This is a genomic window from Salmonella sp. 32100201201700099SM (genome assembly GCF_017572645.1).
GTDB classification, from domain to species: domain Bacteria; phylum Pseudomonadota; class Gammaproteobacteria; order Enterobacterales; family Enterobacteriaceae; genus Salmonella; species Salmonella enterica.
In genome coordinates this window covers 487,329-512,749 of record NZ_JAGERQ010000001.1, presented here as the reverse complement: position 1 = coordinate 512,749, position 25,421 = coordinate 487,329, and the positions used below count along the sequence as shown (strand labels likewise).

The following is a 25,421-nucleotide window of genomic DNA, read 5'->3' as shown; positions in this document are numbered from 1 at the left end:
CAACGCTTTCTCGCTGCGCTCGAATCGAACCTTAGTCGAAGCTTCTCATCCTTCCCCGTACGGAGAGATATGAGACAGTGTGCTTAACGGGGATAAAATACGCGACGGAAGTGATGGTGGTGGGGGAAGGATGACTCAGCGCTGCGCGCTTCGCCCTTCGGGTCGTTGCCTGCGGCAACGCTTTCTCGCTGCGCTCGAATCGAACCTTAGTCGAAGCTTCTCATCCTTCCCCGTACGGAGAGATATGAGACAGTGTGCTTAACGGGGATAAAATACGCGACGGAAGTGATGGTGGTGGGGGAAGGATTCGAACCTTCGAAGTCGATGACGGCAGATTTACAGTCTGCTCCCTTTGGCCGCTCGGGAACCCCACCAGGGGTAATTCAAATTGTAGGTAAAGCTTGAAGATGGTGGTGGGGGAAGGATTCGAACCTTCGAAGTCGATGACGGCAGATTTACAGTCTGCTCCCTTTGGCCGCTCGGGAACCCCACCACGGGATAAATTCATTATGCTGCTTGCATTCTATAGCGGGAAGGATTATTCGGAGCTAAAGCTCCTCACCCTTCGGGCCGTTGCCTGCGGCAACGTTCTCTCACTATTGCTCGAGTCGAACCTTGAAGTCGATGACGGTAGATTTGCAGTCAGCTCCCTTATGATCGCTCGGGAACCCCACCACGGGGTAATGCTTAATACTGGCCCGCTTCCTTTCGGGAAGCGGGGCGCATCATATCAAATGACACGCCGCTGTAAAGCATTCCTTTGCCTGAAATGAACTGTTTGCGTACTTTTCATCCGTAACGGATTAAAGCTAATCAATTCATATTACTGACGATTAAAGAATAATCGTCCGATTGCCGTAAACAAAGACCCGCTGCGCCAGAACCTGATACAGCGCGCGGCTTAATACGTTTTTCTCAACGTCGCGCCCGGCACGCATCATATCTTCTGCGGTGTAAGTGTGATCGACGTGAATCACGTCCTGCATAATGATTGGGCCTTCATCCAGATTATCATTTACATAGTGCGCGGTAGCGCCGATGATTTTCACGCCGCGCTCATAGGCCTGATGATAAGGACGCGCGCCGATAAACGCCGGCAGGAATGAGTGGTGGATATTGATAATTTTGTTCGGGAAGCGCGCCACAAAACCTGGCGTCAAAACACGCATATACTTGGCCAGCACCACATAGTCCGGTTGATGGGCATCAATGGCGTCCGCCATCTTCGTGTCATGCTCTTCACGCGTTAATCCCTCATGGCTGACCAGTTCGAAAGGGATCTCAAAACGTTCAACCAGCGAGCGTAACGTTTCATGGTTGCCAATGACCGCGGCGATTTCAACATCCAGCCCGCCATAGTTGGCTTTCATCAGCAGGTCGCCCAGACAATGCGCCTCTTTAGTAACCAGAATCACTACCCGACGGCGTCCGGCGGGATTGAGTTCACGAACAGAGCCTTCCGGTAAGGCGCTGTCCAGATCGGCCAGAAGAGTGGAATCATTGAAGATGCCTTCCAGCTCGGTCCGCATAAAAAAGCGTCCGGTGCGATGGTCAACAAATTCATTGTTTTGCACAATATTAAGCTCGTGCTTATAGCAAATGTTGGTAATCCGCGCGATAAGGCCTTTTTGATCGGGACAAATAGTACGCAGAACTTTACGTTGTAGTGATTGCATTGCCGGAAAAATCCTGTTGAGAGTGTTTGCTGTATCGATACTGTCAGGCGTCACTGGCCGCAGCACTTTTTAAATTTTTTGCCTGAACCGCACGGGCAGGGATCATTTCGACCCAACTGCGGGCGGGTACCGTCAATATAATACCACTGACCGTTTTCTTTGATAAAACGAGAACGTTCGATAATCGCCCCGGTTTTCCCTTGTTCGGAAAAACGCGCGATAAAACTAACATACCCTGTATTTTCTGCTTCTGACCAGGTATGTTCAAAAATAGTCAGGCCGAGCCACCTGGTATTGGCAAATCCAGCGATGATATCATCACGAAACGCGGCCGCATTGCAGGTTGGATGCCAGCTCTTAATTAAGTAATCTGCGTCTTTCATCACAAAAGCGCAGTAACGAGAGCGCATGAGATGTGACGGATCGGGTGCTACTCGTTCTCCGGACACAATACGACCACAACATAGGCTATACTCGTCAGCGCTACCACAGGGACAAGGCTGAGACACAATAATCTCCCTGAATATAAAAAACGGCGTTGAACGCCAGGGTGGCATTATGTTAACTGAGCAGTGGCGATGTTGCTACGTCTTGAAGCCAGGGGAAGTCGTTAAGTACGATGAGAAAAATGAAAATAGGGCTGGCGCTGGGATCTGGCGCAGCGAGAGGATGGTCTCATATTGGGGTCATCAAAGCCCTCAAGCAAGCAGGCATTGATATTGATATCGTTGCAGGATGCTCAATAGGTTCACTGGTCGGCGCCGCGTATGCCTGTAATAAATTATCGGCGCTTGAACAGTGGGTATGTTCATTCCGCTACTGGGATGTTTTACGCCTGATGGATGTATCCTGGGGCAGAGGAGGGTTGCTTCGCGGCGAACGCGTATTTAATCACTATCGGGATATTATGCCCGTCACGGATTTTGACCACTGTTCAAGACGTTTTGGCGCGGTCGCGACGAATCTTAGCACGGGACGAGAGCTATGGTTTACTGAAGGCGATCTACACCTTGCTGTACGCGCGTCGTGCAGTATGCCAGGGCTGATGTCTCCGGTTGAACATAACGGTTACTGGCTGGTAGATGGCGCAGTCGTTAATCCGGTACCTGTTTCGTTAACCAGGGCGCTGGGGGCTGATATCGTTATTGCGGTAGACCTGCAACATGATGCCCACCTCATGCAGCAAGATTTGCTCTCTGTAAATGTCGGGAATATCAATGAAGAGAGCGATGATGCGCTGCCCTGGCATAAGCGTTTAAAAGAACGTTTCAGTAGCCTGACTTCACGCCGTGGCGTGAGTTCGCCTGGGGCAATGGAAATCATGACAACCTCCATCCAGGTGTTGGAAAATCGTCTTAAACGTAACCGTATGGCTGGCGATCCGCCTGATATTCTCATTCAACCATTCTGTCCGCAAATCTCTACGCTGGATTTTCATCGCGCCCATGCCGCTATTGCGGCGGGTCAGTTAGCCGTAGAGAAAAAGATGGACGAACTTATACCCTTGGTGCGTACCGACGTTTAATGTACCTTTTACGATCACTTAAGCAAATTCTGACAGGCGCAAGCGGCAATACCATGCCACTATTGATTAAAGCCAGTCAGGGGAGAGAACATGACGCAGCCATTGGTCGGAAAACAGATTCTTATTGTTGAAGACGAGCCTGTATTTCGCTCGCTTCTGGATTCGTGGTTTTCCTCTTTGGGAGCGACAACGGCATTGGCAGGCGACGGGGTGGATGCCCTGGAGTTGATGGGGCGTTTTACCCCTGATCTCATGATATGTGATATCGCTATGCCGAGAATGAACGGTCTCAAACTGGTAGAAAACTTACGTAATCGCGGAGACCAGACGCCTATTCTGGTTATTTCCGCAACAGAAAATATGGCGGATATCGCCAAAGCGTTACGCCTTGGGGTTGAAGATGTCTTGCTGAAGCCGGTAAAAGATCTCAACCGTTTGCGGGAAACCGTATTCGCTTGCTTATACCCTAATATGTTTAACTCGCGGGTTGAAGAAGAAGAACGCCTGTTTCGTGACTGGGATGCAATGGTGAGTAATCCGACCGCCGCAGCGCAATTGTTGCAGGAATTGCAGCCCCCGGTACAGCAGGTGATTTCTCATTGCCGCATTAATTACCGGCAGCTCGTCTCCGCCGATCAGCCTGGACTGGTGCTGGATATTGCGCCGCTATCTGATAACGAACTGGCATTTTATTGCCTGGATGTCACCCGGACGGGCGATAACGGCGTGTTAGCCGCATTGTTGCTGCGGGCGCTATTTAACGGCTTATTGCAGGATCAGCTAGGCCAACAAAAGCACCGTTTACCGGAGTTAGGCGCGCTATTAAAACAGGTAAATCATCTGCTCAGACAAGCCAATTTACCTGGGCAATTCCCGCTATTTGTCGGCTACTATCACAGTGAGCTCAAAAATTTGATTCTCGTCTCCGCCGGATTGAACGCCACCTTAAATACGGGCGCTCATCAGGTTCAAATTAGCAGCGGCGTGCCGCTAGGAACATTGGGTAACGCCTACCTTAACCAATTAAGCCAGCGTTGCGACTCGTGGCAGTGTCAAATATGGGGCGCAGGAGGGCGTCTGCGATTGATGTTGTCTGCGGAATGACCAAACGGAAGAGTGAGCGGAAATTGCTTTACCGGCCTTTCCCGACGAGTGTTACTATCTGCGGCAGATTTATAAGTATTTGTCTTAATTATACCAATATAAGTCCTTTTTGGACCTGAGGCTTGTTCTGGTACTGATATACTGGAACACGATACAGATTAATGAACACGTTCAATACATGAACAGTCCAGGAGAATTTTAAATGGCTGCCCTTAATTCGAAAGTCAAAAAAGCCGTTATCCCGGTCGCGGGATTGGGAACCAGGATGCTGCCAGCGACCAAAGCTATCCCGAAAGAGATGCTGCCGCTGGTTGATAAGCCATTAATTCAGTACGTCGTGAACGAATGTATCGCTGCTGGCATTACTGAAATCGTGCTTGTTACGCACTCGTCTAAAAACTCTATTGAAAACCACTTTGATACCAGTTTTGAGCTGGAAGCGATGCTGGAAAAACGCGTTAAGCGTCAGCTTCTGGAGGAGGTTCAGTCTATTTGCCCTCCGCATGTCACTATTATGCAGGTACGTCAAGGGCTGGCAAAAGGCCTGGGCCATGCCGTATTGTGCGCGCATCCCGTTGTCGGAAACGAACCTGTCGCTGTTATTCTGCCAGACGTTATTCTTGACGAATATGAGTCCGACCTGTCTCAGGATAACCTGGCTGAAATGATCCGCCGTTTCGACGAAACCGGCAATAGCCAGATTATGGTTGAGCCAGTAGAAGATGTGACTGCATACGGCGTGGTCGATTGCAAAGGCGTTGAGCTGGCGCCGGGCGAAAGTGTGCCGATAGTTGGCGTGGTTGAAAAACCAAAAGCGGATGTCGCGCCGTCTAACCTTGCGATTGTCGGGCGTTATGTGTTGAGCGCGGATATCTGGGCGTTGCTGGCGAAAACCCCTCCGGGCGCCGGGGATGAAATTCAGTTGACCGATGCTATCGATATGCTGATCGAAAAAGAAACGGTTGAAGCCTACCACATGAAGGGTAAAAGCCATGACTGTGGTAATAAGTTAGGATATATGCAGGCATTCGTTGAATATGGCATCCGTCATAATTCGCTGGGTGCTGAATTTAAAGCCTGGCTTGAAGAAGAAATGGGTATTAAGAAGTAACGATACGTTATAAATTTTTTAACAGAAGCGCTGGTAAATCCGGCGCTTTTTTATGCCTGGGGTCGTCAGCGGAGAACTCAGGCAAAAAAAATCCCGCCAGCGGCGGGATTTTAAGCATCCAGGAAGTAAATTATTCCTTGATCAGGAAATCTTCCAGTTGCTTATCTTGTTCTTCCATTGCTTTTTTGATTACAGCCGGTGTACGACCCTGGCCAGTCCAGGTTTTAGTTTCACCGTTTTCGTCAACATAGCTATATTTAGCCGGACGAGCTGCGCGTTTAGCTTTGGTACCGGATTTAGCGGCAGCCATGCTATTCAGCAGTTCATTCGGGTCAATGCCGTCGGCAATTAACATTTCACGATACTGTTGCAGTTTACGAGTGCGTTCTTCCACTTCAGCAGCAGCAGCGCTTTCTTCTTCACGACGCTCATTAACGACAACTTCTAATTTTTCCAGCATTTCTTCAAGCGTTTCCAGAGTACATTCTCTTGCCTGCGCACGAAGAGTACGGATGTTGTTCAGAATTTTAAGTGCTTCGCTCATTGTAGTAATCTCAAACTTATATTGGGGTGGTTTGTTGAGCTAATAATAGAGCGATAAATTCAGTTGTGCAATAGCCAGGAATGTAAGGAGTTCAAAATTACGCTTTATTAAGCACATGTTTTAATTATCTCAACTTAAATTTTCCTTGAGGCGCCGCACAAAAAAGAGCTTATTGCCAGGGGGGATACTCACCGTCTGTCACTAAAAATTTAGGATTCAGGTCACATTTTATCATGATGAAATACGATCTCATTGCAGAGATATCAATCTCTTGTATTAGCTTTCCTTACAAGAAAACCCTATTACTTTGCATTGGGTATGAGTAACGGTAACAATAAGTACAAGGTTTTCATATTGGCGGGTGATGATAAGCATTGTTGATGAATTTTAACGGCATAATTTGTGAAGGAATGTGTATATACCCTTCATACTTCAAGTTGCTTATGTGTTGGCTACGCTCGCGCACCCCAGCCACATAGTTATCTATGCTCCTGGGGACTCACTCCCTTGCCGCCTTTAAGCAACTCGAATTATTTTGGGTATAGTGAGCGATGTTTGTACAATTCTTAATACTCACCGGAGCGCGAGCCGCGCCGTCGCATCGGTAAATTATGGTACAATCCCGCCAATCTTTATTTCACTCAGGTGAGGTCCTGCGACCAATGGCACAGCTATATTTCTACTATTCGGCAATGAATGCGGGTAAGTCGACTGCACTGCTGCAATCTTCATACAATTATCAGGAACGCGGGATGCGTACCGTCGTATATACGGCGGAAATCGACGATCGTTTCGGCGCAGGCAAAGTCAGCTCTCGTATCGGTTTGTCGTCGCCGGCAAAATTGTTTAACCAAAATACATCCTTGTTTGAAGAGATTCGTGCCGAGAGCGCGCGGCAGACAATACATTGCGTGTTAGTCGACGAAAGCCAGTTTTTGACTCGCCAGCAGGTTTATCAATTATCCGAGGTTGTCGACAAATTAGATATTCCAGTACTCTGCTATGGGCTACGAACAGACTTTCGTGGGGAGCTCTTTGTCGGCAGCCAATACTTGCTGGCATGGTCAGATAAGCTGGTGGAATTAAAAACTATCTGTTTCTGCGGTCGTAAAGCCAGTATGGTTTTGCGCCTTGATCAGGACGGCAGGCCTTATAACGAAGGCGAACAGGTGGTTATTGGCGGGAATGAACGCTACGTTTCAGTTTGCCGTAAGCATTATAAGGACGCGCTGGAGGAGGGCTCACTGACGGCGATTCAGGAGCGCCATCGGCACATATGATACCTGAGGTAAAGATCGGCTTATAAAACGCCCTGTAGCGCTTTGGAGGTCATTATTCAGGCCTCCTGACGAAGGGCGTGCCGTGAGCGCGTAGGCCAGATGGTAAGCATAGCGCCTTCAGGCATCAGATAAACAGGTAAAACAAAAAAACGGCCTCAATTGAGGCCGTTATTGTCATGCTAAAACAGATAACGAATTAAGCGGATTTTTTCGCTTTTTTCTCTGCTTTCGGTGCGGCAACGACGTCTTTCTTCGCTGCAACTTCACCTTCGGTGAAATCACGACCGTAGTAGGTATCCAGCAGAATCTGTTTCAGTTCGGAGATCAGCGGATAACGCGGGTTAGCGCCGGTGCACTGGTCATCGAAGGCATCTTCAGACAGTTTGTCAACGTGTGCCAGGAAGTCAGCTTCCTGCACGCCTGCTTCACGGATAGACTTAGGAATGCCCAGCTCAGCTTTAATGCTTTCCAGCCATGCCAGCAGTTTTTCAATCTTAGCGGCGGTACGGTCGCCCGGCGCGCTCAGGCCCAGGTGGTCAGCAATTTCAGCGTAACGACGGCGTGCCTGCGGACGATCGTACTGGCTGAAAGCGGTCTGCTTGGTCGGGTTGTCATTCGCGTTGTAGCGGATAACGTTACAAATCAGCAGGGCGTTCGCCAGACCGTGCGGAATGTGGAACTGAGAGCCCAGTTTGTGCGCCATGGAGTGACATACACCGAGGAAGGCGTTGGCAAACGCGATACCGGCGATAGTCGCTGCACTGTGAACACGTTCACGCGCAACCGGGTTTTTAGACCCTTCGTGGTAAGACGCCGGCAGGTTTTCTTTCAGCAGTTTCAGAGCCTGCAGAGCCTGACCGTCAGAGAACTCAGAAGCCAGTACGGAAACGTAAGCTTCCAGGGCGTGAGTTACCGCATCCAGACCACCGAACGCACACAGGGACTTCGGCATATCCATCACCAGGTTGGCATCGACAATCGCCATATCCGGGGTCAGGGCATAGTCAGCCAGCGGATATTTCTGACCGGTTGCATCGTCGGTCACAACCGCAAACGGTGTGACTTCAGAACCGGTACCGGAAGTGGTGGTGACGGCGATCATTTTCGCTTTCACGCCCATTTTCGGGAACTTGTAGATACGTTTACGGATGTCCATAAAGCGCAGCGCCAGTTCTTCGAAGTGAGTTTCCGGATGTTCGTACATGACCCACATGATTTTCGCGGCGTCCATCGGGGAACCGCCGCCCAGCGCGATGATCACGTCCGGTTTGAAGGAGTTAGCCAGCTCAGCGCCTTTGCGAACAACGGAAAGCGTCGGGTCTGCTTCAACTTCGAAGAAGACTTCGGTTTCAACGCCAGCCGCTTTCAGCACAGAGGTGATCTGGTCTGCATAGCCGTTGTTGAACAGGAAGCGGTCAGTCACGATGAGCGCACGTTTGTGGCCATCAGTAATCACTTCATCCAGCGCGATGGGCAGAGAGCCACGGCGGAAGTAGATAGATTTCGGAAGTTTGTGCCACAACATGTTTTCAGCTCGCTTAGCAACGGTTTTCTTGTTGATCAGGTGTTTCGGACCAACGTTTTCAGAGATGGAGTTACCACCCCAGGAACCACAACCCAACGTCAGGGAAGGTGCGAGTTTGAAGTTGTACAGGTCACCGATACCACCCTGAGAGGCCGGGGTGTTGATCAGGATACGCGCGGTTTTCATCATCTGACCGAAGTAAGCAACGCGTTCTGGCTGGTTATCCTGGTCAGTGTACAGGCAGGAGGTGTGACCGATACCGCCCATAGCGACCAGTTTTTCTGCTTTTTCTACCGCTTCTTCGAAATCTTTCGCACGGTACATCGCCAGAGTCGGAGACAGTTTTTCGTGTGCGAACGGTTCGCTTTCGTCAACGACCGTAACTTCACCGATCAGAATCTTGGTGGTTTCTGGTACGGAGAAGCCTGCCAGTTCAGCGATTTTGTAGGCTGGCTGACCGACGATAGCGGCGTTCAGAGCGCCATTTTTCAGAATAACGTTTTGAACCGCTTTCAGCTCCTGGCCCTGCAGCATGTAGCCGCCGTGGCTGGCGAAACGTTCGCGAACGGCATCATAGACGGAATCAACAACGACAACAGACTGTTCAGAAGCACAGATTACGCCGTTATCGAAGGTTTTAGACATCAGAACAGACGCCACAGCGCGTTTGATATCAGCGGTTTCATCAATGACAACCGGGGTGTTACCTGCGCCTACGCCGATTGCCGGTTTACCGGAGCTGTATGCAGCTTTAACCATGCCTGGACCGCCAGTGGCGAGGATCAGGTTAATATCCGGGTGGTGCATCAGCGCATTAGACAGTTCTACGGAAGGTTGATCGATCCAGCCAATCAGATCTTTCGGTGCGCCGGCAGCGATAGCCGCTTGCAGAACGATGTCTGCCGCTTTGTTAGTTGCTTCTTTAGCGCGCGGATGCGGAGAAAAGATGATGGCGTTACGGGTCTTCAGGCTAATCAGCGATTTGAAGATCGCAGTAGAGGTCGGGTTAGTGGTTGGAACGATACCGCAAATAATGCCGATAGGTTCAGCAATGGTGATGGTCCCGAAGGTGTCGTCTTCTGACAGCACGCCGCAGGTTTTTTCATCTTTATAGGCATTGTAAATATATTCAGAAGCGAAGTGGTTTTTAATCACTTTGTCTTCCACGATACCCATACCTGATTCGGCGACGGCCATTTTGGCCAGCGGAATGCGGGCATCAGCGGCTGCCAGAGCGGCGGCGCGGAAGATTTTGTCGACCTGTTCTTGAGTGAAACTGGCATATTCACGCTGGGCTTTTTTTACACGCTCTACGAGTGCGTTAAGTTCAGCGACATTAGTAACAGCCATAATGCTCTCCTGATAATGTTAAACTTTTTTAGTAAATCATCTGCGCGATACGTGAGTATAGACAGATCGACGATACTTTGTATAAATACCTGAAATTCAGGTGGTTACTTAACGTCCGTTTCGCTCTGATTTACTAAAAGAGCTTCTGCGTTAGTATCATTTAACTCTAACGCGTTACGTCCAGGTGGCGTAAGCAAGATTACTCACTTCTGAGTAGCGATTGTGTGATCTAAATCAAGATTACGCAAAGCTGACACCTTTCAGCAGGCCATTTTAGCCTTTTATGTAAATTGTTAAGAAATCGTTGTCATGAAGAGTAAGTGGATTAGCATAACGAGTACATATAAATAACAGCGATGAATGGATGAAATTAGGTGTAGATAAGAGGTGAACTATGCGAATAAAAGGCGTATCTTCTGCGCGTTTTGATCATTAACGAACATTGACTTCATCCGGCTAACGCTTCGGAGCTAACCGTGATTCAACCGCTTTTTGATTTTCCTGTTTACTTTAAGTTCTTTATCGGGCTCTTTGCGCTGGTTAACCCGGTGGGGATTATTCCCGTTTTCATCAGCATGACCAGCTACCAGACGGCCACGGCGCGTAATAAAACTAACCTCACCGCGAATCTGTCGGTCGCGATTATCTTGTGGAGTTCCTTATTCCTCGGCGATGGCATCCTGCAGCTGTTTGGTATTTCTATTGATTCGTTCAGAATTGCGGGCGGTATCCTGGTTGTCACCATTGCAATGTCGATGATCAGCGGGAAGCTGGGGGAAGATAAACAAAACAAGCAAGAAAAGTCAGAGACGGCCATACGCGAGAGCATTGGCGTTGTGCCGTTAGCGCTACCGTTAATGGCGGGGCCAGGGGCGATTAGCTCCACTATCGTCTGGGGGACGCGTTATCACAGCATCGCGCATTTGCTTGGTTTTTCAGTTGCCATTGCGCTTTTTGCGCTTTGCTGCTGGGGCGTGTTCCGTATGGCGCCGTGGCTGGTTCGTTTGCTGGGGCAAACCGGTATCAACGTTATTACCCGAATCATGGGGTTGTTGTTAATGGCGCTCGGCATCGAATTTATTGTCACAGGAATAAAAGGCATTTTCCCCGGCTTGCTCAACTAAACTCCCACCTGTTGATTTACAGGCGGCGCCCTAAGGGGGCCGTCTTGTGACATTCCCAGTGACATTCCCACGTAACACTTCTTACTTTGATAAGCATTCAGCGTTTAAATGATAAAAAATACTAATATAATCTAACGCTATTTATTTTTATTAATCAATCTATTATGAACATTACTGAGACCGTGAGAAGCGGTAGGTCTGTTATTTTATTCACACCATACTCTGGGGCTTGATGAAGGATTATTGAAATGTTATTAGTTGTTTCAGCTCCATCGTAGATGAATATGCTAAATAATGAGCATTTGTTAAATTTGTGTGTGTTTTCTGGCGCAGGCATAACCTACGATGCGACAGAGAGATATTTTTCTTTCAACTTATTGATTATAAAGAATAAATCAAAGATTTTTAACATTCTTTAACCGTTTTTCTGGGCAGGCAATTTTCCATAAAAGAGAATTGGTTAACAAAATTGTAAAATAAATTGGCGGTTCAGAAACGCATTTGATACTTTTCGGCCAAACATTTTGCAGAAGATTTCACATTGTTGATAACTATTTTCATTTACATGGTTGTCAGAAATAACGTGCGACGTGGGCAGGTACGTCGTATACCGAATCGACGAAAGGCGATCGAACGAATCGTCAGAATAAATAAAGTCGGTGATAGCAAAAGCAGTGACAGACCTGGCAGTACACCACCAGTGCTGTACAGGAGCCCTGACGGGATTAAACAGGCTGGTAAAAACCAGTAATTATAATGAGTGGAGTACAAACACAATGTCTAACATCACGAAAAAAAGTTTAATTGCAGTGGGAATACTCACTGCGCTCATCGCCGCCAGCGCCGCGACTGCGGCAGACGTGTCCGCCGGTGTTCAGTTAGCCGACAAGCAAACGTTGGTACGTAATAATGGATCAGAAGTGCAGTCTCTCGACCCGCATAAAATTGAAGGCGTGCCGGAATCGAACGTCAGCCGTGATCTCTTTGAAGGCTTATTAATTAGTGATGTCGAGGGGCATCCTTCACCGGGCGTCGCGGAAAAATGGGAAAATAAAGATTTTAAAGTCTGGACATTCCATCTACGTGAAAATGCGAAATGGTCAGATGGTACGCCCGTCACCGCCCATGATTTCGTTTATAGCTGGCAACGCCTGGCCGATCCTAATACGGCATCGCCGTACGCCAGCTATCTGCAATACGGTCATATCGTTAATATCGATGACATTATCGCCGGTAAAAAACCCGCCACCGATCTGGGGGTAAAAGCGCTTGATGATCACACCTTTGAAGTGACCTTAAGTGAGCCGGTGCCTTATTTCTACAAATTGTTGGTCCACCCTTCAGTGTCTCCTGTACCGAAATCAGCGGTCGAAAAATTTGGCGATAAATGGACGCAACCAGCCAATATTGTCACTAACGGCGCTTATAAGTTAAAAAATTGGGTGGTGAACGAACGTATCGTGCTGGAGCGTAACCCGCAATACTGGGATAACGACAAAACCGTCATCAATCAGGTAACTTATTTGCCTATCTCTTCGGAGGTGACGGATGTTAACCGCTACCGCAGCGGCGAGATCGATATGACTTATAACAATATGCCGATCGAATTATTCCAGAAACTGAAGAAAGAGATCCCGAATGAAGTCCGCGTAGACCCTTATTTGTGTACCTATTATTACGAAATTAATAATCAAAAAGCGCCGTTTAACGATGTCCGCGTGCGTACCGCGCTGAAACTGGCGTTAGATCGCGACATTATTGTTAATAAGGTTAAAAATCAGGGCGATTTACCCGCTTATAGCTACACGCCGCCGTATACCGATGGCGCAAAACTGGTAGAGCCTGAGTGGTTCAAATGGTCCCAGCAAAAGCGTAATGAAGAAGCGAAGAAATTGTTGGCTGAAGCCGGCTTTACGGTGGATAAGCCCTTAACATTCGACCTGCTGTATAACACCTCCGATCTGCATAAAAAACTGGCTATTGCCGTGGCGTCTATCTGGAAGAAAAATCTGGGCGTCAATGTGAATCTGGAGAATCAGGAATGGAAAACCTTCCTGGATACCCGTCATCAGGGCACCTTTGATGTCGCCAGAGCCGGGTGGTGCGCAGATTATAATGAACCGACCTCGTTCCTGAATACCATGTTGTCCGACAGTTCAAATAACACCGCGCATTATAAGAGCCCGGCGTTTGATAAGCTGATTGCCGACACGCTGAAAGTGGCGGACGATACGCAGCGCAGCGAACTCTACGCTAAAGCGGAGCAGCAGTTAGATAAAGACTCGGCTATTGTGCCGGTGTATTACTACGTTAACGCGCGCCTGGTGAAACCCTGGGTGGGCGGGTATACCGGTAAAGACCCGCTGGATAATATTTATGTGAAAAACTTATATATTATCAAACATTAATGGCAAGACATGGGACAACTGCGGTTGTCCCATGGTGTCTTTTTTCATCGCACTATAACTTTCCCTGGCGGATCTTTTGTCACGTCCGGGAAGTAAAGGCACAGGCCAGAAGGTACGGGCAATGTTGAAATTTATTTTACGCCGCTGTCTGGAAGCGATTCCGACGCTGTTTATTCTTATTACCATCTCTTTCTTTATGATGCGCCTCGCGCCGGGGAGTCCTTTTACCGGCGAGCGCGCATTGCCGTCGGAAGTGCTGGCCAATATTGAAGCAAAATATCATCTGAACGATCCCATCATGACGCAGTACTTCAGCTACCTGAAGCAGCTGGCGCATGGCGATTTTGGACCATCGTTTAAATATAAAGATTACACGGTCAACGATCTGGTTGCCGCCAGCTTCCCCGTTTCGGCGAAACTTGGCGCCGCCGCTTTTTTGCTGGCGGTCATTATTGGTGTCAGCGCTGGCGTGATTGCCGCGCTAAAGCAAAATACGCGATGGGATTATACGGTGATGGGATTTGCCATGACCGGCGTCGTTATCCCCAGTTTTGTGGTAGCGCCGCTACTGGTGATGGTCTTTGCAATAACCTTGCAATGGCTGCCTGGCGGCGGCTGGAACGGCGGGGCGTTAAAATTTATGATCCTGCCGATGGTCGCGCTTTCACTGGCCTATATTGCCAGCATCGCTCGTATTACGCGCGGCTCAATGATTGAAGTTCTGCATTCGAACTTTATTCGTACCGCGCGGGCAAAAGGATTACCGATGCGCAGAATCATCTTCCGCCATGCGTTAAAACCTGCGCTGCTGCCGGTTTTATCCTATATGGGGCCAGCCTTTGTCGGCATTATTACCGGCTCAATGGTGATTGAAACGATTTATGGCTTACCGGGCATTGGGCAGCTTTTCGTTAATGGCGCGCTCAACCGCGATTACTCGCTGGTGTTAAGTTTGACCATTTTAGTCGGGGCGCTGACCATATTGTTTAACGCCATTGTCGATGTGCTCTATGCCGTTATCGACCCGAAAATTCGCTATTGATACTGGAGCTCGCGATGATGTTAAGTAAGAAAAACAGCGAGACGCTGGAAAATTTCAGTGAAAAGCTGGAGGTGGAAGGTCGCAGCCTTTGGCAAGATGCCCGTCGGCGCTTTATGCATAACCGTGCGGCGGTGGCCAGTCTTATTGTCCTGTTTCTGATAGCCCTATTCGTGACAGTAGCGCCTATGCTGTCGCAATTTACCTATTTCGATACCGACTGGGGCATGATGTCCAGCGCGCCGGATATGGCGTCCGGCCACTATTTCGGCACTGACTCTTCCGGGCGCGATCTGTTGGTGCGCGTTGCCATCGGCGGGCGTATCTCATTGATGGTCGGGATTGCCGCCGCGCTGGTGGCGGTCATTGTCGGAACGCTGTATGGCTCGCTGTCCGGGTATCTGGGCGGCAAAATTGATTCTGTGATGATGCGTTTGTTGGAGATCCTCAACTCGTTCCCGTTTATGTTCTTTGTGATTTTGCTGGTGACGTTTTTTGGGCAGAACATTCTGTTGATTTTCGTCGCCATCGGCATGGTCTCCTGGCTTGATATGGCGCGTATCGTGCGTGGCCAAACCCTAAGTCTTAAACGTAAAGAGTTCATCGAAGCCGCGCAGGTGGGTGGTGTGTCGACCGCCAGCATTGTGATCCGCCATATTGTGCCTAACGTCCTGGGCGTAGTGGTAGTGTATGCATCGTTGCTGGTGCCCAGCATGATTCTGTTTGAGTCTTTCCTCAGTTTCCTGGGGCTTGGGACGCAGGAACCGTTAAGCAGTTGGGGAGCGTTGTTGAGCGATGGCGCAAATTCAATGGAAGTCTCACCGTGGCTGCTGTTGTTTCCGGCTGGCTTTCTCGTGGTGACGTTATTCTGTTTTAACTTTATTGGCGATGGCCTGCGTGATGCCCTCGACCCAAAAGATCGTTAAGGAGTACAGCCATGAGCTTATCAGAAACCGCAACTCAGGCGCCGCAACCGGCGAATGTACTGCTGGAGGTAAACGATCTTCGTGTTACGTTCGCTACGCCTGATGGCGATGTGACGGCGGTCAACGATCTGAACTTTACGCTTCGCGCTGGAGAAACGTTAGGTATTGTTGGCGAGTCTGGATCGGGGAAATCGCAAACGGCGTTCGCATTAATGGGACTGCTGGCGACGAATGGTCGAATCGGCGGTTCCGCGACCTTTAACGGACGTGAAATTCTTAATCTACCTGAGCGCGAACTGAATACGCTGCGCGCAGAACAGATTTCGATGATTTTTCAGGACCCGATGACCTCGCTAAATCCTTATATGCGCGTTGGGGAGCAGTTAATGGAAGTCCTGATGCTGCATAAAGGAATGAGCAAAGCGGAAGCTTTTGAAGAGTCCGTCAGAATGCTGGATGCCGTAAAAATGCCGGAAGCGCGCAAACGGATGAACATGTACCCGCACGAATTTTCCGGCGGAATGCGTCAACGTGTGATGATTGCGATGGCGCTGTTGTGCAGGCCGAAACTGCTTATTGCCGATGAGCCTACCACCGCGCTTGATGTTACCGTGCAGGCGCAGATTATGACCTTGCTTAATGAGCTAAAGCGCGAATTTAATACCGCCATTATCATGATTACCCACGATCTGGGCGTGGTCGCGGGTATTTGCGATAAGGTCCTGGTAATGTATGCCGGGCGTACCATGGAATACGGTAAGGCGCGCGATGTCTTTTATCAGCCCGTTCATCCGTATTCGATAGGCTTGCTTAATGCGGTGCCGCGTCTGGATAGCGAGGGGGCGGAAATGCTGACGATTCCGGGCAATCCTCCCAATTTATTGCGTTTGCCTAAAGGTTGTCCGTTCCAGCCGCGTTGTCCTCATGCGATGGAGATCTGCAATAATGCGCCGCCACTTGAAGCGTTCAGTCCTGGTCGCTTGCGCGCCTGTTTTAAACCGGTGGAGGAACTGCTATGAATGCTGTGATTGAACAACGTAAAGTTCTCCTCGAAATCGCCGATCTAAAAGTACATTTTGATATCAAAGAAGGGAAGCAGTGGTTCTGGCAACCGCCGAAAACCCTGAAAGCGGTGGACGGCGTTACGCTACGCCTGTATGAAGGCGAAACGCTTGGCGTGGTGGGGGAATCCGGCTGCGGCAAGTCGACGTTTGCGCGCGCCATTATTGGTCTGGTGAAGGCGACAGACGGTAAAGTCGCCTGGCTGGGAAAAGATCTGTTGGGCATGAAAGCGGATGAGTGGCGCGAGGTGCGCAGCGATATCCAGATGATTTTCCAGGACCCGCTGGCGTCACTCAACCCGCGAATGACGATTGGCGAAATTATCGCTGAACCGCTGCGCACTTATCATCCTAAACTTTCGCGCCAGGACGTGCGTGACCGCGTGAAAGCCATGATGCTGAAAGTGGGGCTGCTGCCGAATCTCATCAACCGTTATCCCCATGAGTTTTCCGGGGGGCAGTGCCAGCGCATCGGTATCGCCCGGGCGTTGATCCTGGAACCTAAGCTTATTATTTGCGATGAGCCGGTGTCGGCGCTGGACGTTTCTATTCAGGCGCAGGTGGTGAATTTGCTCCAGCAGTTACAGCGAGAGATGGGGCTGTCGTTGATTTTTATTGCGCACGATCTGGCGGTCGTAAAGCACATATCCGATCGTGTCCTGGTGATGTATCTCGGTCATGCGGTAGAATTGGGCACCTATGATGAGGTGTACCATAATCCACTGCATCCTTATACCAAAGCGCTGATGTTGGCGGTACCGATTCCCGATCCCGATCTGGAGCGAAATAAGAAGATACAATTGCTGGAGGGTGAATTACCTTCGCCCATTAACCCGCCTTCCGGCTGCGTGTTCCGTACACGCTGTCCGATAGCCGGGCCAGAATGCGCGCAAACGCGACCGGTGCTGGAAGGGAGTTTTCGCCATGCCGTTTCCTGCCTTAAAGTAGACCCGTTATAATCGCAAGGGCTGACAATTCGTCAGCCCTTCTTTTAGGTGAGGTTACCGTGTCACTTTCTTTGTCGTCGGTTCGCCGTCGTCTTTATCATAATCTGTTCGATTTGACTACGCGCTCAGGTCGCCGTTTTGAAGGGTTATGCGCGCTGTTTGCGCTGCTTAGCGTACTGGTCATTTTTGTTGAATCAGGCGTAGGAACGGAATATCACCTGACATTTGATGAATGGCATATTTTTGTCTGGCTGGAGCTCTGCGTTACCCTGATATTTACCGGTGAATACTTGCTCAGACTGTTTAGCTGGCCCGAACCGGCAAAATACGTTTTTAGTTTCTGGGGATTTATTGATCTGGTGACGATTTTGCCGCTGTACGTCATGTGGCTGTGGCCGGAAATTAGCCTGAACTATATGTTTGCCTGGCGCGCTATGCGAGCGATTCGCGTGCTGCGTATCCTTAAACTGCTACGCTTTATGCCATCCCTGCGCGTATTCTGGAGCGCCATTATTAGCGCGCGTCATCAGCTTATTCTGTTCTATTCATTTATTGCGATCGTGATGATTATTTTTGGTGCCTTGATGTATCTTATTGAAGGACCGAAATATGGCTTCACGACGCTTAATGCCTCGGTGTATTGGGCGATAGTGACAGTCACAACCGTGGGGTACGGTGATATTACGCCGCATACGCCGCTGGGACGTATTGTCGCGTCGGTGCTTATTTTGATTGGTTATTCGGTGATTGCGATTCCTACAGGACTGATTACCACGCACATGAGCAGCGCGTTTCAAAAACGTCACTGGCAGCGAAAATGTCCGCAGTGCCAGCAAAGCCAGCATGAACATAGCGCGCAATATTGTAACCGATGCGGCAGTAAGCTACCGGATTAAACAGGCTTGCCGGAGGGCGCAATCAGACGCCATCCGGCCTGAACCGCTTATTCGCGCCAGAGAATATGGCACAGCTTGTGGTCCTTTTCCCGGCACAGCAGAACGCGGGCGAAAATGTCGTTAATTTCGCCGTCTTCGGTATCCGCCAGGCCAATCACCACCTCGGCAAAAAAGTCTGGATTCAGGTCAAAATCGACGTGCTCTTGCCAGTCTTCAGCGGGATCGAACAACTCCGCGCCGCCGCGCTCTTCGAATTGCAAATTGAACAGAATGATATCAGCCGGATCAAGATTATCCGCCGCCAGCTCAAGAAAAATATCGTAAGCCTGCTCAAGCGTTTCGTCTTCAGTCAGGCGATTGTTCAGATCCATTTCCATAGTGACTACCTGTTTACTCATGTTGGTCACGTTTTACAGCAATGGACTAAAGAAGTAAAACAATCGCTCGGTAATACGCTGCCATAACGGACGTTTTACCCACAAACGCGCATCTAACAGGCGGGAGCGCGAAATATAATCGTCCTGTACCGCAGCCAGATCGGCGCCGAAACCCGTATCATCAATGACCAGCGTAATCTCGAAATTAAGCCACAGGCTACGCATGTCGAGATTCACGGTACCGACCAGGCTCAGTTCGCCATCGACCAGCACGCTTTTAGTATGTAACAGCCCGCCTTCGAACTGATAGATTTTCACGCCCGCCGCCAGTAACTCACTAAAAAAGGCGCGACTGGCCCAGCCGACGAGCAGTGAATCGTTTTTACGGGGCAGGATAATACTGACATCCACGCCGCGCTGCGCAGCGGTACAAATGGCGTGCAGCAGATCGTCGCTGGGGACGAAATATGGAGTGGTCATAATTAAATATTCGCGCGCAGCATAGGTGGCGGTTAATAGTGCCTGGTGAATGAGATCTTCCGGAAAACCAGGACCGGAAGCAATGGTATGAATGGTATGCCCGCTGGCCTGCTCAAACGGCATAATATTCACATCCGGCGGGGGAGGCAGAATACGTTTACCCGTCTCGATTTCCCAATCGCAGGAGTAAACAATCCCCATTGCTGTCGCCACGGGGCCCTCCATCCGCGCCATCAAATCGACCCATTGCCCAACGCCGGCATCCTGTTTGAAAAAACGCGGGTCCACCATATTCATACTGCCGGTATAGGCGATGTAATTGTCAATCATCACCATTTTACGGTGCTGGCGAAGATCCATACGGCGTAAAAAGACGCGCATCAGATTCACCTTCAACGCCTCTACGACTTCAATACCAGCGTTACGCATCATGGCCGCCCAGGGGCTGCGGAAGAAAGCGACGCTACCCGCGGAATCCAGCATAAGCCGGCAGTGGATGTCGCGGCGGGCGGCGGCCATTAACGATTCAGCGACCTGATCCGCCATGCCGCCTGGCTGCCAGATGTAAAATACCATTTCGATATTATGCCGCGCCAGTTGGATATCGCGAATAAGCGCCTGCATGACATCATCGGAGTCGGTAAGCAATTGCAACTGGTTGCCTTTCACGCCCGCAATCCCCTGACGTCGTTCGCACAGCTTAAACAAGGACGATGCGACGCTACTGTTTTCTTGCGCGAAAATGTGTTTGCAGGCTTTGAGGTCATTCAACCATTTGGCGGTAGACGGCCACATGGCGCGGGCACGCTCGGCGCGACGTTTGCCTAAATGCAATTCGCCCACGGACAAATAGGCGATGATCCCGACCAGCGGAAGGATATAGATGATTAACAACCAGGCCATTGCGGAGGGAACTGCGCGCCGTTTCATTAGAATACGTAATGTGACGCCGGCAATGAGAACCCAGTATCCCAAAATGACCAGCCAACTCACCACGGTGTAGAAGGTTGTCATAACTTTAAAAATCCTTTAGAAAGCGTGTTGTTAAGAGTTTACGCGTCAGGATTCACATGGCAAATAAAAACACGGGAAAAGCGCTGGTCTGCATCCGGCGAGGGGGTATAATGGCGCTTCTGTTACAGTGAGAGTCGTAAACATGAAGCGTAGTAGAACGGAAGTGGGGCGCTGGCGAATGCTACGTCAGGCGAGCCGCCGTAAAGCGCGTTGGCTTGAAGGGCAATCACGCCGTAATATGCGTATCCATACTATCAGGAAATGCATCTTTAATCGTCAGCGTAATTCATTACTCTTTGCGATTCACGGTGTGTGAGCCAGAAAGGGCACCGTATGCGGTGCCCAACAGGCCATCCTTTTCAAAAGATCTTCTTATACGGTTTGACCGAAACCTGCGCATAGACGCCCGCTGCGACGTAGGGATCCGCATCAGCCCAGGATTGCGCTGCTTCTAAAGATTCAAATTCAGCAATCACCGTTGACCCGGTAAATCCGGCTACCCCAGGATCGTTACTGTCCACTGCGGGCATCGGCCCGGCAGTTAATAATCGCCCTTCATCATGCAGAAGTTGCAGGCGCGCCAGATGCGCGGGCCGTACCGAGAGGCGTTTTTCAAGCGAGTTGGCATTATCCTGAGCGTAAATAACATACAGCACGGGTAGAGCTCCTTAATCGGTAAAAGTTGCTGATTACGTTATTGGAAAGGGCATTTAACTGCAATGTAAAGATACCGACTTTGTTAAACATGCACATTTTGTGTGGTGTTTTTGTGCAATATCATCTTTTAAATGCCGCTATCGGCAATGCATTATTGAATATGATTGCTATTTGCATTTAAAATTCAGCTCTGGTTTTTCAACTGAAACGATTATGACTTCAATGACCCTTGATTTACCTCGTCGCTTTCCCTGGCCGACACTCCTTTCCGTAGGCATTCATGGTGCTGTAGTGGCAGGTTTGCTCTATACCTCGGTACATCAGGTTATTGAATTGCCTGCGCCAGCGCAGCCTATCACGGTGACAATGGTTTCACCCGCTGACCTGGAGCCGCCCCAGGCGGTTCAGCCGCCGCCGGAGCCGGTGGTTGAACCCGAACCGGAGCCAGAGCCGATCCCTGAACCGCCTAAAGAAGCGCCCGTGGTGATTGAGAAACCCAAACCTAAGCCAAAACCCAAGCCAAAACCGAAACCGGAACCGGTGAAAAAGGTTGAAGAGCAGCCGAAGCGCGAAGTCAAACCGGCTGCGCCTCGTCCTGCCTCACCGTTTGAAAATAGCGCCCCGGCGCGGCCAACAAGCAGCACCGCCTCGGCGACCAGCAAGCCGGCGGTGAGCGTACCCACTGGACCTCGCGCTCTGAGCCGTAACCAGCCGCAGTATCCGGCGCGAGCACAGGCGTTACGTATTGAAGGCCGCGTAAAGGTGAAGTTTGATGTGACCTCTGCTGGGCGAGTGGAAAATGTACAGATTCTGTCCGCGCAGCCAGCCAATATGTTTGAGCGTGAAGTTAAGAATGCGATGCGCAAATGGCGCTATGAAGCAGGCAAGCCGGGTTCCGGGCTGGTGGTCAATATTATCTTCCGTCTGAACGGTACGGCGCAGATTGAGTAATCTCTGGCGCCGCCAGTAGGAATATACCATCACCTGCTGGCGGCGTAAGCGGGAATACTTAACCCTGAACCGGGAGCGGGCGGGGTTTACCGTCTGGATCGACGGCAACATAAATAAACAGCGCCTCGGTGGCCTTGTAGCGCTGTCCAATCGGTTCTGATGCGACTTTTTTCACCCAGACTTCAATATTGATGCTAATAGACGTCGTACCGCGTTTAACGCAGCGCGCGTAGCAGCATACGACATCGCCAACCGCGACGGGGCGCAGAAATGTCATTCCTTCCACGCGTACGGTTACAACCCGACCGTGCGCGATCTCTTTGGCCAGTATCGCGCCGCCAATATCCATTTGCGACATCAGCCAGCCGCCAAAAATATCGCCGTTCGCATTGGTATCGGCAGGCATGGCCAATGTACGTAAAACCAGCTCGCCCTGAGGAGTATTATCCATTGTTGTCATTGTAAAACCGACTATCAGAAAAAATTACAGCCGCGATGCTACTATGAATTTTGTGTGGAGAATAGTGGGAATAAAGGTACTGACGGGAAAGCGCAGGGCGTAAAGGCGAAGAAAATATCGCCAGGCGTTCGCAGTCTGGCGATGATAAGTCACGGGAGGGTTATGATTTATCTTCCTGTGGCAGATGCCGGTAGATATAGACGCCGCTCAGCAGGGTAAAAATGAGCGTCAGCGCCGTGAGTCCGAAGACCTTAAAGTTGACCCAGATATTTTGCGGCAACCAGAAGGCGATATAAATGTTAGCCAGACCGCACGCAATAAAAAACAGCGCCCACGCCAGGTTCAGCTTTGACCAGACCTGCTGCGGCAACGCCAGTTCTTTACCTAACATACGTTGGATTAACGGTTTTTTCATCACCCACTGGCTTATTAACAGCGCGCCGGCGAACAGCGCATAAATAACCGTCACCTTCCATTTAATAAATTCATCGTTATGGAAGAAGAGCGTCAGACCGCCGAAGACGGCAACCAGAACAAAGGTAATCAGCGCCATCTTCTCTATTTTCCGATAGCGCACCCAGCTATAAATCAGCACGATTGCCGTCGCGACAATCAGTGCGGAGGTCGCCGCATAGATGTCATAAAGTTTATAAAACGCAAAAAAGACAACCAGCGGTAAAAAATCCAGAAACTGCTTCATTCTTCGATTCCATCATCAACGAGCGTCGAATGCGCCGCGTAACGGCGCATTGCGGATTATTGGCGAATCAACATATACAGGCGGAATAAGTAGATAAGCAATACTGCGGAAATCAGATTGCTCAACGTATTCGCCAGTACAGCGCCTACATTTGGGGTCAGTACAGCGAAGCTGGGCGCGAACAGCAATAGCAATGTTTTAGCCAGTAACCAGCCTATCACCGCGGGCGCGACCAGTCTCATGTTAGCCCAGGCTAAACGCATACTGCTGCGCATTGCGGCAAACACGCCCATTTTCTCTTCAACCAACATCACTGGCGCAAGCGCCAGCACAATGGCCATAATAATCCCCGGAACGACAATCAGCATTATACCGATTTGCACTAACAGGGTAGTCAGAAAAATGAGAATAAACAGTTTAGGCAATGCAGGGGCGCTGGCGCCGATAGCGCGCAGCGCGCTAACCCGATGTCCCGCTGAAACTAACTGAATCATCAGGATGATACCGCCGGCCAGAATAGCGTTGCCGATAAGCCCGGAAAACGTCGAGGCGGCAGAGGCGCGCAACAGGATCTGCTGCTGCTCTGGCGTCATATTTTGTACCAGCTCAAACAGGCCAGCGCTGCCTGCCAGATGTTCTCCTTCACTGAGTTGCGCGATTTGCGCATCGCTGGGTGAAAAGGCATGACCTAAGACCACCGTGATAAATGCGCACAGCAACGAAACCAGCAAGATAGTAATAAATTGATTTCGGAAAAAATTTCCGGCGTCACGGTAAACGGACTTCGCCGTGATAGACATGCACTCTCCTTGAGTTTTGCAGGTGTTAATTTGCGGGCAATTGTACCCTGGATAACTCTACAGTGGCAGCATCAGCAGTTGTATGGAAAAGCATATCTTTGTAAAGCGGCGGTAATCCGTATCGCGCGCGGGCGCGATTGCACGCCTCATTCACTTCGCCTCCTTCGCCCGATATCGAAAATTCGCGACAGGTTGAAGGGCGGTTTTCATAAATAGCGCAACTGACGTTTTCACCCGGCGTGCCAATTAGCGCTTTACAGTGCGGCTGTTTTTGGTTGGTACCGGCCATACAACGTAAAAAAGGAGTAACAGGCTCGGTTAATGATGCCGGAACGCGTCCGCTGGCATCGTCGCCTTCAGCCCAATAAAAGGAGACACGAAAATAGGCACAACAGGCACCGCATGTCATGCATGGGTTAAGAACGCTCATGATTCACCTGCAAAAAACTCACGTATCAATAGATTACAACGGAAATTAATCTGTCCCGCAGTGTTCGCGAATCTTAACGCCACGCGCCATTGCGGGACATTGATTACCTTAGCCAGCCTTTATCGCCAGGGCAACAGGAGCAGACAAATATTTGCATAGCGTGAATATGTCAAAATTGATCTGAATTCCTATAACCAGGATTTTCAATACAAGTTCTAAATTAATCTGGATCAATAAATGTTAAATTATAAGAACAAATGTGATCTGTGTTAGATCACTTATTACTTCATTGTGGGTATATTCATCACGCTTTTATAACCATAACGATGGAGCGGGTATGAAAAAATTTACAGTGGCGGCACTGGCGTTAACAACTCTTCTCTCAGGCAGCGCGTTCGCGCACGAAGCCGGAGAATTCTTTATGCGTGCAGGTCCGGCAACCGTCAGACCTACAGAAGGGGCGGGTGGTACGCTGGGGCATTTAAACGGGTTTGATGTGAGTAATAACACGCAACTCGGCCTGACATTCATTTACATGGCGACGGACAATATCGGGGTTGAATTGCTGGCGGCTACGCCGTTCCGCCATAAGGTGGGTACGGGCGCGACGGGCGATATCGCCACGGTCCACCTGTTACCTCCAACGTTAATGGCGCAGTGGTACTTCGGCGATTCCAGCAGCAAAGTGCGTCCTTATGTCGGCGTGGGGGTGAACTACACCACCTTCTTCGATAACGACTTTAACGATAATGGTAAAAAGACCGGGCTGTCGGATCTGAGCTTTAAGGATTCCTGGGGCGCGGCAGGGCAAGTTGGGGTAGATTACCTGATTAACCGCGACTGGTTAATTGGCGCCTCTGTCTGGTACATGGATATTGATACTACCGCCAATTATAAAATGGGCGGCGTGCAGCAGCATGACAGCGTGCGTCTGGACCCATGGGTATTTATGTTCTCGGCAGGCTATCGTTTCTAATCGCGTGATGTTGTGACGAAAAAAGACCCCGCCAGGCGGGGTCAAAAAAGGACATGACAC

General features: G+C 49.9%; 25 protein-coding genes, 2 tRNA genes and 3 other RNA genes (1 of these 30 only partly in view). 14 read left to right on the top strand and 16 right to left on the bottom strand.

Annotated features, from left to right (window positions below; genetic code table 11):
* The 7 genes from J4685_RS02635 to J4685_RS02605 form a co-directional block, all read right to left on the bottom strand.
* A non-coding RNA gene (locus J4685_RS02635) (RtT sRNA) lies at nucleotides 1–70 on the bottom strand (it extends 161 nt beyond the left edge of the window).
* 44 nt (nucleotides 71–114) lie between these two features.
* Nucleotides 115–245, bottom strand: a non-coding RNA gene (locus J4685_RS02630) — RtT sRNA.
* 44 nt (nucleotides 246–289) lie between these two features.
* A tRNA-Tyr gene (locus tag J4685_RS02625) sits at nucleotides 290–374 on the bottom strand.
* A gap of 34 nt (nucleotides 375–408) precedes the next feature.
* Nucleotides 409–493: transfer RNA gene (locus J4685_RS02620), tRNA-Tyr, on the bottom strand.
* Between the two features lie 28 nt (nucleotides 494–521).
* Nucleotides 522–663, bottom strand: a non-coding RNA gene (locus J4685_RS02615) — RtT sRNA.
* A gap of 170 nt (nucleotides 664–833) precedes the next feature.
* Complete coding sequence (purU, locus tag J4685_RS02610; RefSeq protein WP_001191156.1) at nucleotides 834–1,676, bottom strand: formyltetrahydrofolate deformylase; 843 nt, start codon at nucleotides 1,674–1,676, stop codon at nucleotides 834–836.
* Between the two features lie 50 nt (nucleotides 1,677–1,726).
* Nucleotides 1,727–2,185: a YchJ family protein gene (locus J4685_RS02605; RefSeq protein ID WP_001540172.1), complete on the bottom strand. Its 459-nt coding sequence runs from the start codon at nucleotides 2,183–2,185 to the stop codon at nucleotides 1,727–1,729.
* A gap of 110 nt (nucleotides 2,186–2,295) precedes the next feature.
* Between J4685_RS02605 and rssA the strand changes: the two genes are divergently transcribed.
* The 3 genes from rssA to galU all read left to right on the top strand — a co-directional run bounded on the left by rssA (nucleotide 2,296) and on the right by galU (nucleotide 5,416).
* Complete coding sequence (gene rssA, locus J4685_RS02600; RefSeq protein WP_001230572.1) at nucleotides 2,296–3,201, top strand: patatin-like phospholipase RssA; 906 nt, start codon at nucleotides 2,296–2,298, stop codon at nucleotides 3,199–3,201.
* Nucleotides 3,202–3,291: 90 nt separating this feature from the next.
* Entirely contained in the window at nucleotides 3,292–4,305 is a 1,014-nt protein-coding gene (gene rssB / locus J4685_RS02595) for a two-component system response regulator RssB (protein WP_000193433.1), read from the top strand.
* A gap of 202 nt (nucleotides 4,306–4,507) precedes the next feature.
* A complete protein-coding gene (gene galU / locus J4685_RS02590) occupies nucleotides 4,508–5,416 on the top strand; it encodes a UTP--glucose-1-phosphate uridylyltransferase GalU (protein WP_000729448.1) in 909 nt (302 codons plus the stop codon).
* A 130-nt stretch (nucleotides 5,417–5,546) separates the two neighbouring features.
* On the opposite strand, the gene hns is transcribed toward galU, so the two are convergent.
* Nucleotides 5,547–5,960, bottom strand: coding sequence for a histone-like nucleoid-structuring protein H-NS (gene hns, locus J4685_RS02585; protein ID WP_001287382.1), 414 nt, complete (start codon nucleotides 5,958–5,960; stop codon nucleotides 5,547–5,549).
* A gap of 662 nt (nucleotides 5,961–6,622) precedes the next feature.
* Between hns and tdk the strand changes: the two genes are divergently transcribed.
* On the top strand, nucleotides 6,623–7,240 hold the full coding sequence (tdk, locus tag J4685_RS02580) for a thymidine kinase (RefSeq protein WP_000068097.1): 618 nt from the start codon (nucleotides 6,623–6,625) through the stop codon (nucleotides 7,238–7,240).
* Between the two features lie 196 nt (nucleotides 7,241–7,436).
* On the opposite strand, the gene adhE is transcribed toward tdk, so the two are convergent.
* Nucleotides 7,437–10,115: a bifunctional acetaldehyde-CoA/alcohol dehydrogenase gene (gene adhE / locus J4685_RS02575; protein ID WP_000301678.1), complete on the bottom strand. Its 2,679-nt coding sequence runs from the start codon at nucleotides 10,113–10,115 to the stop codon at nucleotides 7,437–7,439.
* Nucleotides 10,116–10,591: 476 nt separating this feature from the next.
* Between adhE and J4685_RS02570 the strand changes: the two genes are divergently transcribed.
* The 7 genes from J4685_RS02570 (at nucleotide 10,592) to J4685_RS02540 (ending at nucleotide 18,516) form a co-directional block, all read left to right on the top strand.
* Complete coding sequence (locus J4685_RS02570; RefSeq protein ID WP_000615840.1) at nucleotides 10,592–11,239, top strand: YchE family NAAT transporter; 648 nt, start codon at nucleotides 10,592–10,594, stop codon at nucleotides 11,237–11,239.
* 776 nt (nucleotides 11,240–12,015) lie between these two features.
* The gene (gene oppA, locus J4685_RS02565) at nucleotides 12,016–13,647 is read left to right on the top strand and encodes an oligopeptide ABC transporter substrate-binding protein OppA (protein WP_016504817.1); all 1,632 of its coding nucleotides are present in this window, start codon (nucleotides 12,016–12,018) and stop codon (nucleotides 13,645–13,647) included.
* A 121-nt stretch (nucleotides 13,648–13,768) separates the two neighbouring features.
* A complete protein-coding gene (gene oppB, locus J4685_RS02560) occupies nucleotides 13,769–14,689 on the top strand; it encodes an oligopeptide ABC transporter permease OppB (RefSeq protein WP_000911102.1) in 921 nt (306 codons plus the stop codon).
* A gap of 14 nt (nucleotides 14,690–14,703) precedes the next feature.
* Nucleotides 14,704–15,612: an oligopeptide ABC transporter permease OppC gene (oppC, locus tag J4685_RS02555; RefSeq protein ID WP_000979653.1), complete on the top strand. Its 909-nt coding sequence runs from the start codon at nucleotides 14,704–14,706 to the stop codon at nucleotides 15,610–15,612.
* 11 nt (nucleotides 15,613–15,623) lie between these two features.
* Nucleotides 15,624–16,631 carry an ABC transporter ATP-binding protein gene (locus tag J4685_RS02550; RefSeq protein WP_000058858.1) on the top strand — a complete coding sequence of 336 codons (1,008 nt, stop codon included), beginning with the start codon at nucleotides 15,624–15,626 and terminating at the stop codon, nucleotides 16,629–16,631.
* Entirely contained in the window at nucleotides 16,628–17,632 is a 1,005-nt protein-coding gene (oppF, locus tag J4685_RS02545) for a murein tripeptide/oligopeptide ABC transporter ATP-binding protein OppF (protein WP_000994695.1), read from the top strand. Before J4685_RS02550 ends, oppF begins: the two co-directional genes overlap by 4 nt.
* A gap of 47 nt (nucleotides 17,633–17,679) precedes the next feature.
* Nucleotides 17,680–18,516, top strand: coding sequence for an ion transporter (locus tag J4685_RS02540; RefSeq protein WP_000059074.1), 837 nt, complete (start codon nucleotides 17,680–17,682; stop codon nucleotides 18,514–18,516).
* A gap of 47 nt (nucleotides 18,517–18,563) precedes the next feature.
* Here J4685_RS02540 and J4685_RS02535 read toward each other — a convergent pair whose 3' ends face one another.
* A complete protein-coding gene (locus tag J4685_RS02535; RefSeq protein WP_000425070.1) occupies nucleotides 18,564–18,893 on the bottom strand; it encodes an HI1450 family dsDNA-mimic protein in 330 nt (109 codons plus the stop codon).
* A 33-nt stretch (nucleotides 18,894–18,926) separates the two neighbouring features.
* Nucleotides 18,927–20,387, bottom strand: coding sequence for a cardiolipin synthase (gene cls / locus J4685_RS02530; RefSeq protein ID WP_000206883.1), 1,461 nt, complete (start codon nucleotides 20,385–20,387; stop codon nucleotides 18,927–18,929).
* 142 nt (nucleotides 20,388–20,529) lie between these two features.
* On the opposite strand from cls, the gene J4685_RS02525 reads away from it, so the two are divergent.
* Complete coding sequence (locus tag J4685_RS02525) at nucleotides 20,530–20,703, top strand: YciY family protein (RefSeq protein ID WP_001531561.1); 174 nt, start codon at nucleotides 20,530–20,532, stop codon at nucleotides 20,701–20,703.
* Nucleotides 20,704–20,746: 43 nt separating this feature from the next.
* Here J4685_RS02525 and J4685_RS02520 read toward each other — a convergent pair whose 3' ends face one another.
* Nucleotides 20,747–21,043, bottom strand: coding sequence for a YciI family protein (locus tag J4685_RS02520; protein WP_000967605.1), 297 nt, complete (start codon nucleotides 21,041–21,043; stop codon nucleotides 20,747–20,749).
* A 223-nt stretch (nucleotides 21,044–21,266) separates the two neighbouring features.
* Between J4685_RS02520 and tonB the strand changes: the two genes are divergently transcribed.
* A complete protein-coding gene (tonB, locus tag J4685_RS02515; RefSeq protein WP_001525247.1) occupies nucleotides 21,267–21,995 on the top strand; it encodes a TonB system transport protein TonB in 729 nt (242 codons plus the stop codon).
* Nucleotides 21,996–22,053: 58 nt separating this feature from the next.
* Here tonB and yciA read toward each other — a convergent pair whose 3' ends face one another.
* The 4 genes from yciA to J4685_RS02495 form a co-directional block, all read right to left on the bottom strand.
* Entirely contained in the window at nucleotides 22,054–22,455 is a 402-nt protein-coding gene (gene yciA / locus J4685_RS02510; protein ID WP_000210317.1) for an acyl-CoA thioester hydrolase YciA, read from the bottom strand.
* Between the two features lie 160 nt (nucleotides 22,456–22,615).
* A complete protein-coding gene (locus J4685_RS02505) occupies nucleotides 22,616–23,155 on the bottom strand; it encodes a septation protein A (RefSeq protein ID WP_000808682.1) in 540 nt (179 codons plus the stop codon).
* Nucleotides 23,156–23,211: 56 nt separating this feature from the next.
* Nucleotides 23,212–23,955, bottom strand: a complete 744-nt coding sequence (locus J4685_RS02500; RefSeq protein ID WP_000028507.1) for a YciC family protein — start codon at nucleotides 23,953–23,955, stop codon at nucleotides 23,212–23,214.
* Nucleotides 23,956–23,980: 25 nt separating this feature from the next.
* Nucleotides 23,981–24,385, bottom strand: a complete 405-nt coding sequence (locus J4685_RS02495; protein ID WP_000114955.1) for a YkgJ family cysteine cluster protein — start codon at nucleotides 24,383–24,385, stop codon at nucleotides 23,981–23,983.
* A gap of 337 nt (nucleotides 24,386–24,722) precedes the next feature.
* Here J4685_RS02495 and ompW point away from each other — a divergent pair, with 337 nt between their 5' ends.
* Complete coding sequence (gene ompW, locus J4685_RS02490; RefSeq protein ID WP_000714795.1) at nucleotides 24,723–25,361, top strand: outer membrane protein OmpW; 639 nt, start codon at nucleotides 24,723–24,725, stop codon at nucleotides 25,359–25,361.
* Nucleotides 25,362–25,421 lie beyond the last annotated feature (60 nt).

Coding starts and splice junctions, on each gene's coding strand:
- purU (WP_001191156.1), bottom strand. CDS start 1,676: ATGCAATCACTACAACGTAAAGTTCTGCGTACTATTTGTCCCGATCAA.
- rssA (WP_001230572.1), top strand. CDS start 2,296: ATGAGAAAAATGAAAATAGGGCTGGCGCTGGGATCTGGCGCAGCGAGA.
- rssB (WP_000193433.1), top strand. CDS start 3,292: ATGACGCAGCCATTGGTCGGAAAACAGATTCTTATTGTTGAAGACGAG.
- galU (WP_000729448.1), top strand. CDS start 4,508: ATGGCTGCCCTTAATTCGAAAGTCAAAAAAGCCGTTATCCCGGTCGCG.
- hns (WP_001287382.1), bottom strand. CDS start 5,960: ATGAGCGAAGCACTTAAAATTCTGAACAACATCCGTACTCTTCGTGCG.
- tdk (WP_000068097.1), top strand. CDS start 6,623: ATGGCACAGCTATATTTCTACTATTCGGCAATGAATGCGGGTAAGTCG.
- adhE (WP_000301678.1), bottom strand. CDS start 10,115: ATGGCTGTTACTAATGTCGCTGAACTTAACGCACTCGTAGAGCGTGTA.
- oppA (WP_016504817.1), top strand. CDS start 12,016: ATGTCTAACATCACGAAAAAAAGTTTAATTGCAGTGGGAATACTCACT.
- oppB (WP_000911102.1), top strand. CDS start 13,769: ATGTTGAAATTTATTTTACGCCGCTGTCTGGAAGCGATTCCGACGCTG.
- oppC (WP_000979653.1), top strand. CDS start 14,704: ATGATGTTAAGTAAGAAAAACAGCGAGACGCTGGAAAATTTCAGTGAA.
- J4685_RS02550 (WP_000058858.1), top strand. CDS start 15,624: ATGAGCTTATCAGAAACCGCAACTCAGGCGCCGCAACCGGCGAATGTA.
- oppF (WP_000994695.1), top strand. CDS start 16,628: ATGAATGCTGTGATTGAACAACGTAAAGTTCTCCTCGAAATCGCCGAT.
- J4685_RS02535 (WP_000425070.1), bottom strand. CDS start 18,893: ATGGAAATGGATCTGAACAATCGCCTGACTGAAGACGAAACGCTTGAG.
- cls (WP_000206883.1), bottom strand. CDS start 20,387: ATGACAACCTTCTACACCGTGGTGAGTTGGCTGGTCATTTTGGGATAC.
- J4685_RS02525 (WP_001531561.1), top strand. CDS start 20,530: ATGAAGCGTAGTAGAACGGAAGTGGGGCGCTGGCGAATGCTACGTCAG.
- tonB (WP_001525247.1), top strand. CDS start 21,267: ATGACCCTTGATTTACCTCGTCGCTTTCCCTGGCCGACACTCCTTTCC.
- yciA (WP_000210317.1), bottom strand. CDS start 22,455: ATGACAACAATGGATAATACTCCTCAGGGCGAGCTGGTTTTACGTACA.
- J4685_RS02505 (WP_000808682.1), bottom strand. CDS start 23,155: ATGAAGCAGTTTCTGGATTTTTTACCGCTGGTTGTCTTTTTTGCGTTT.
- J4685_RS02500 (WP_000028507.1), bottom strand. CDS start 23,955: ATGTCTATCACGGCGAAGTCCGTTTACCGTGACGCCGGAAATTTTTTC.
- J4685_RS02495 (WP_000114955.1), bottom strand. CDS start 24,385: ATGAGCGTTCTTAACCCATGCATGACATGCGGTGCCTGTTGTGCCTAT.
- ompW (WP_000714795.1), top strand. CDS start 24,723: ATGAAAAAATTTACAGTGGCGGCACTGGCGTTAACAACTCTTCTCTCA.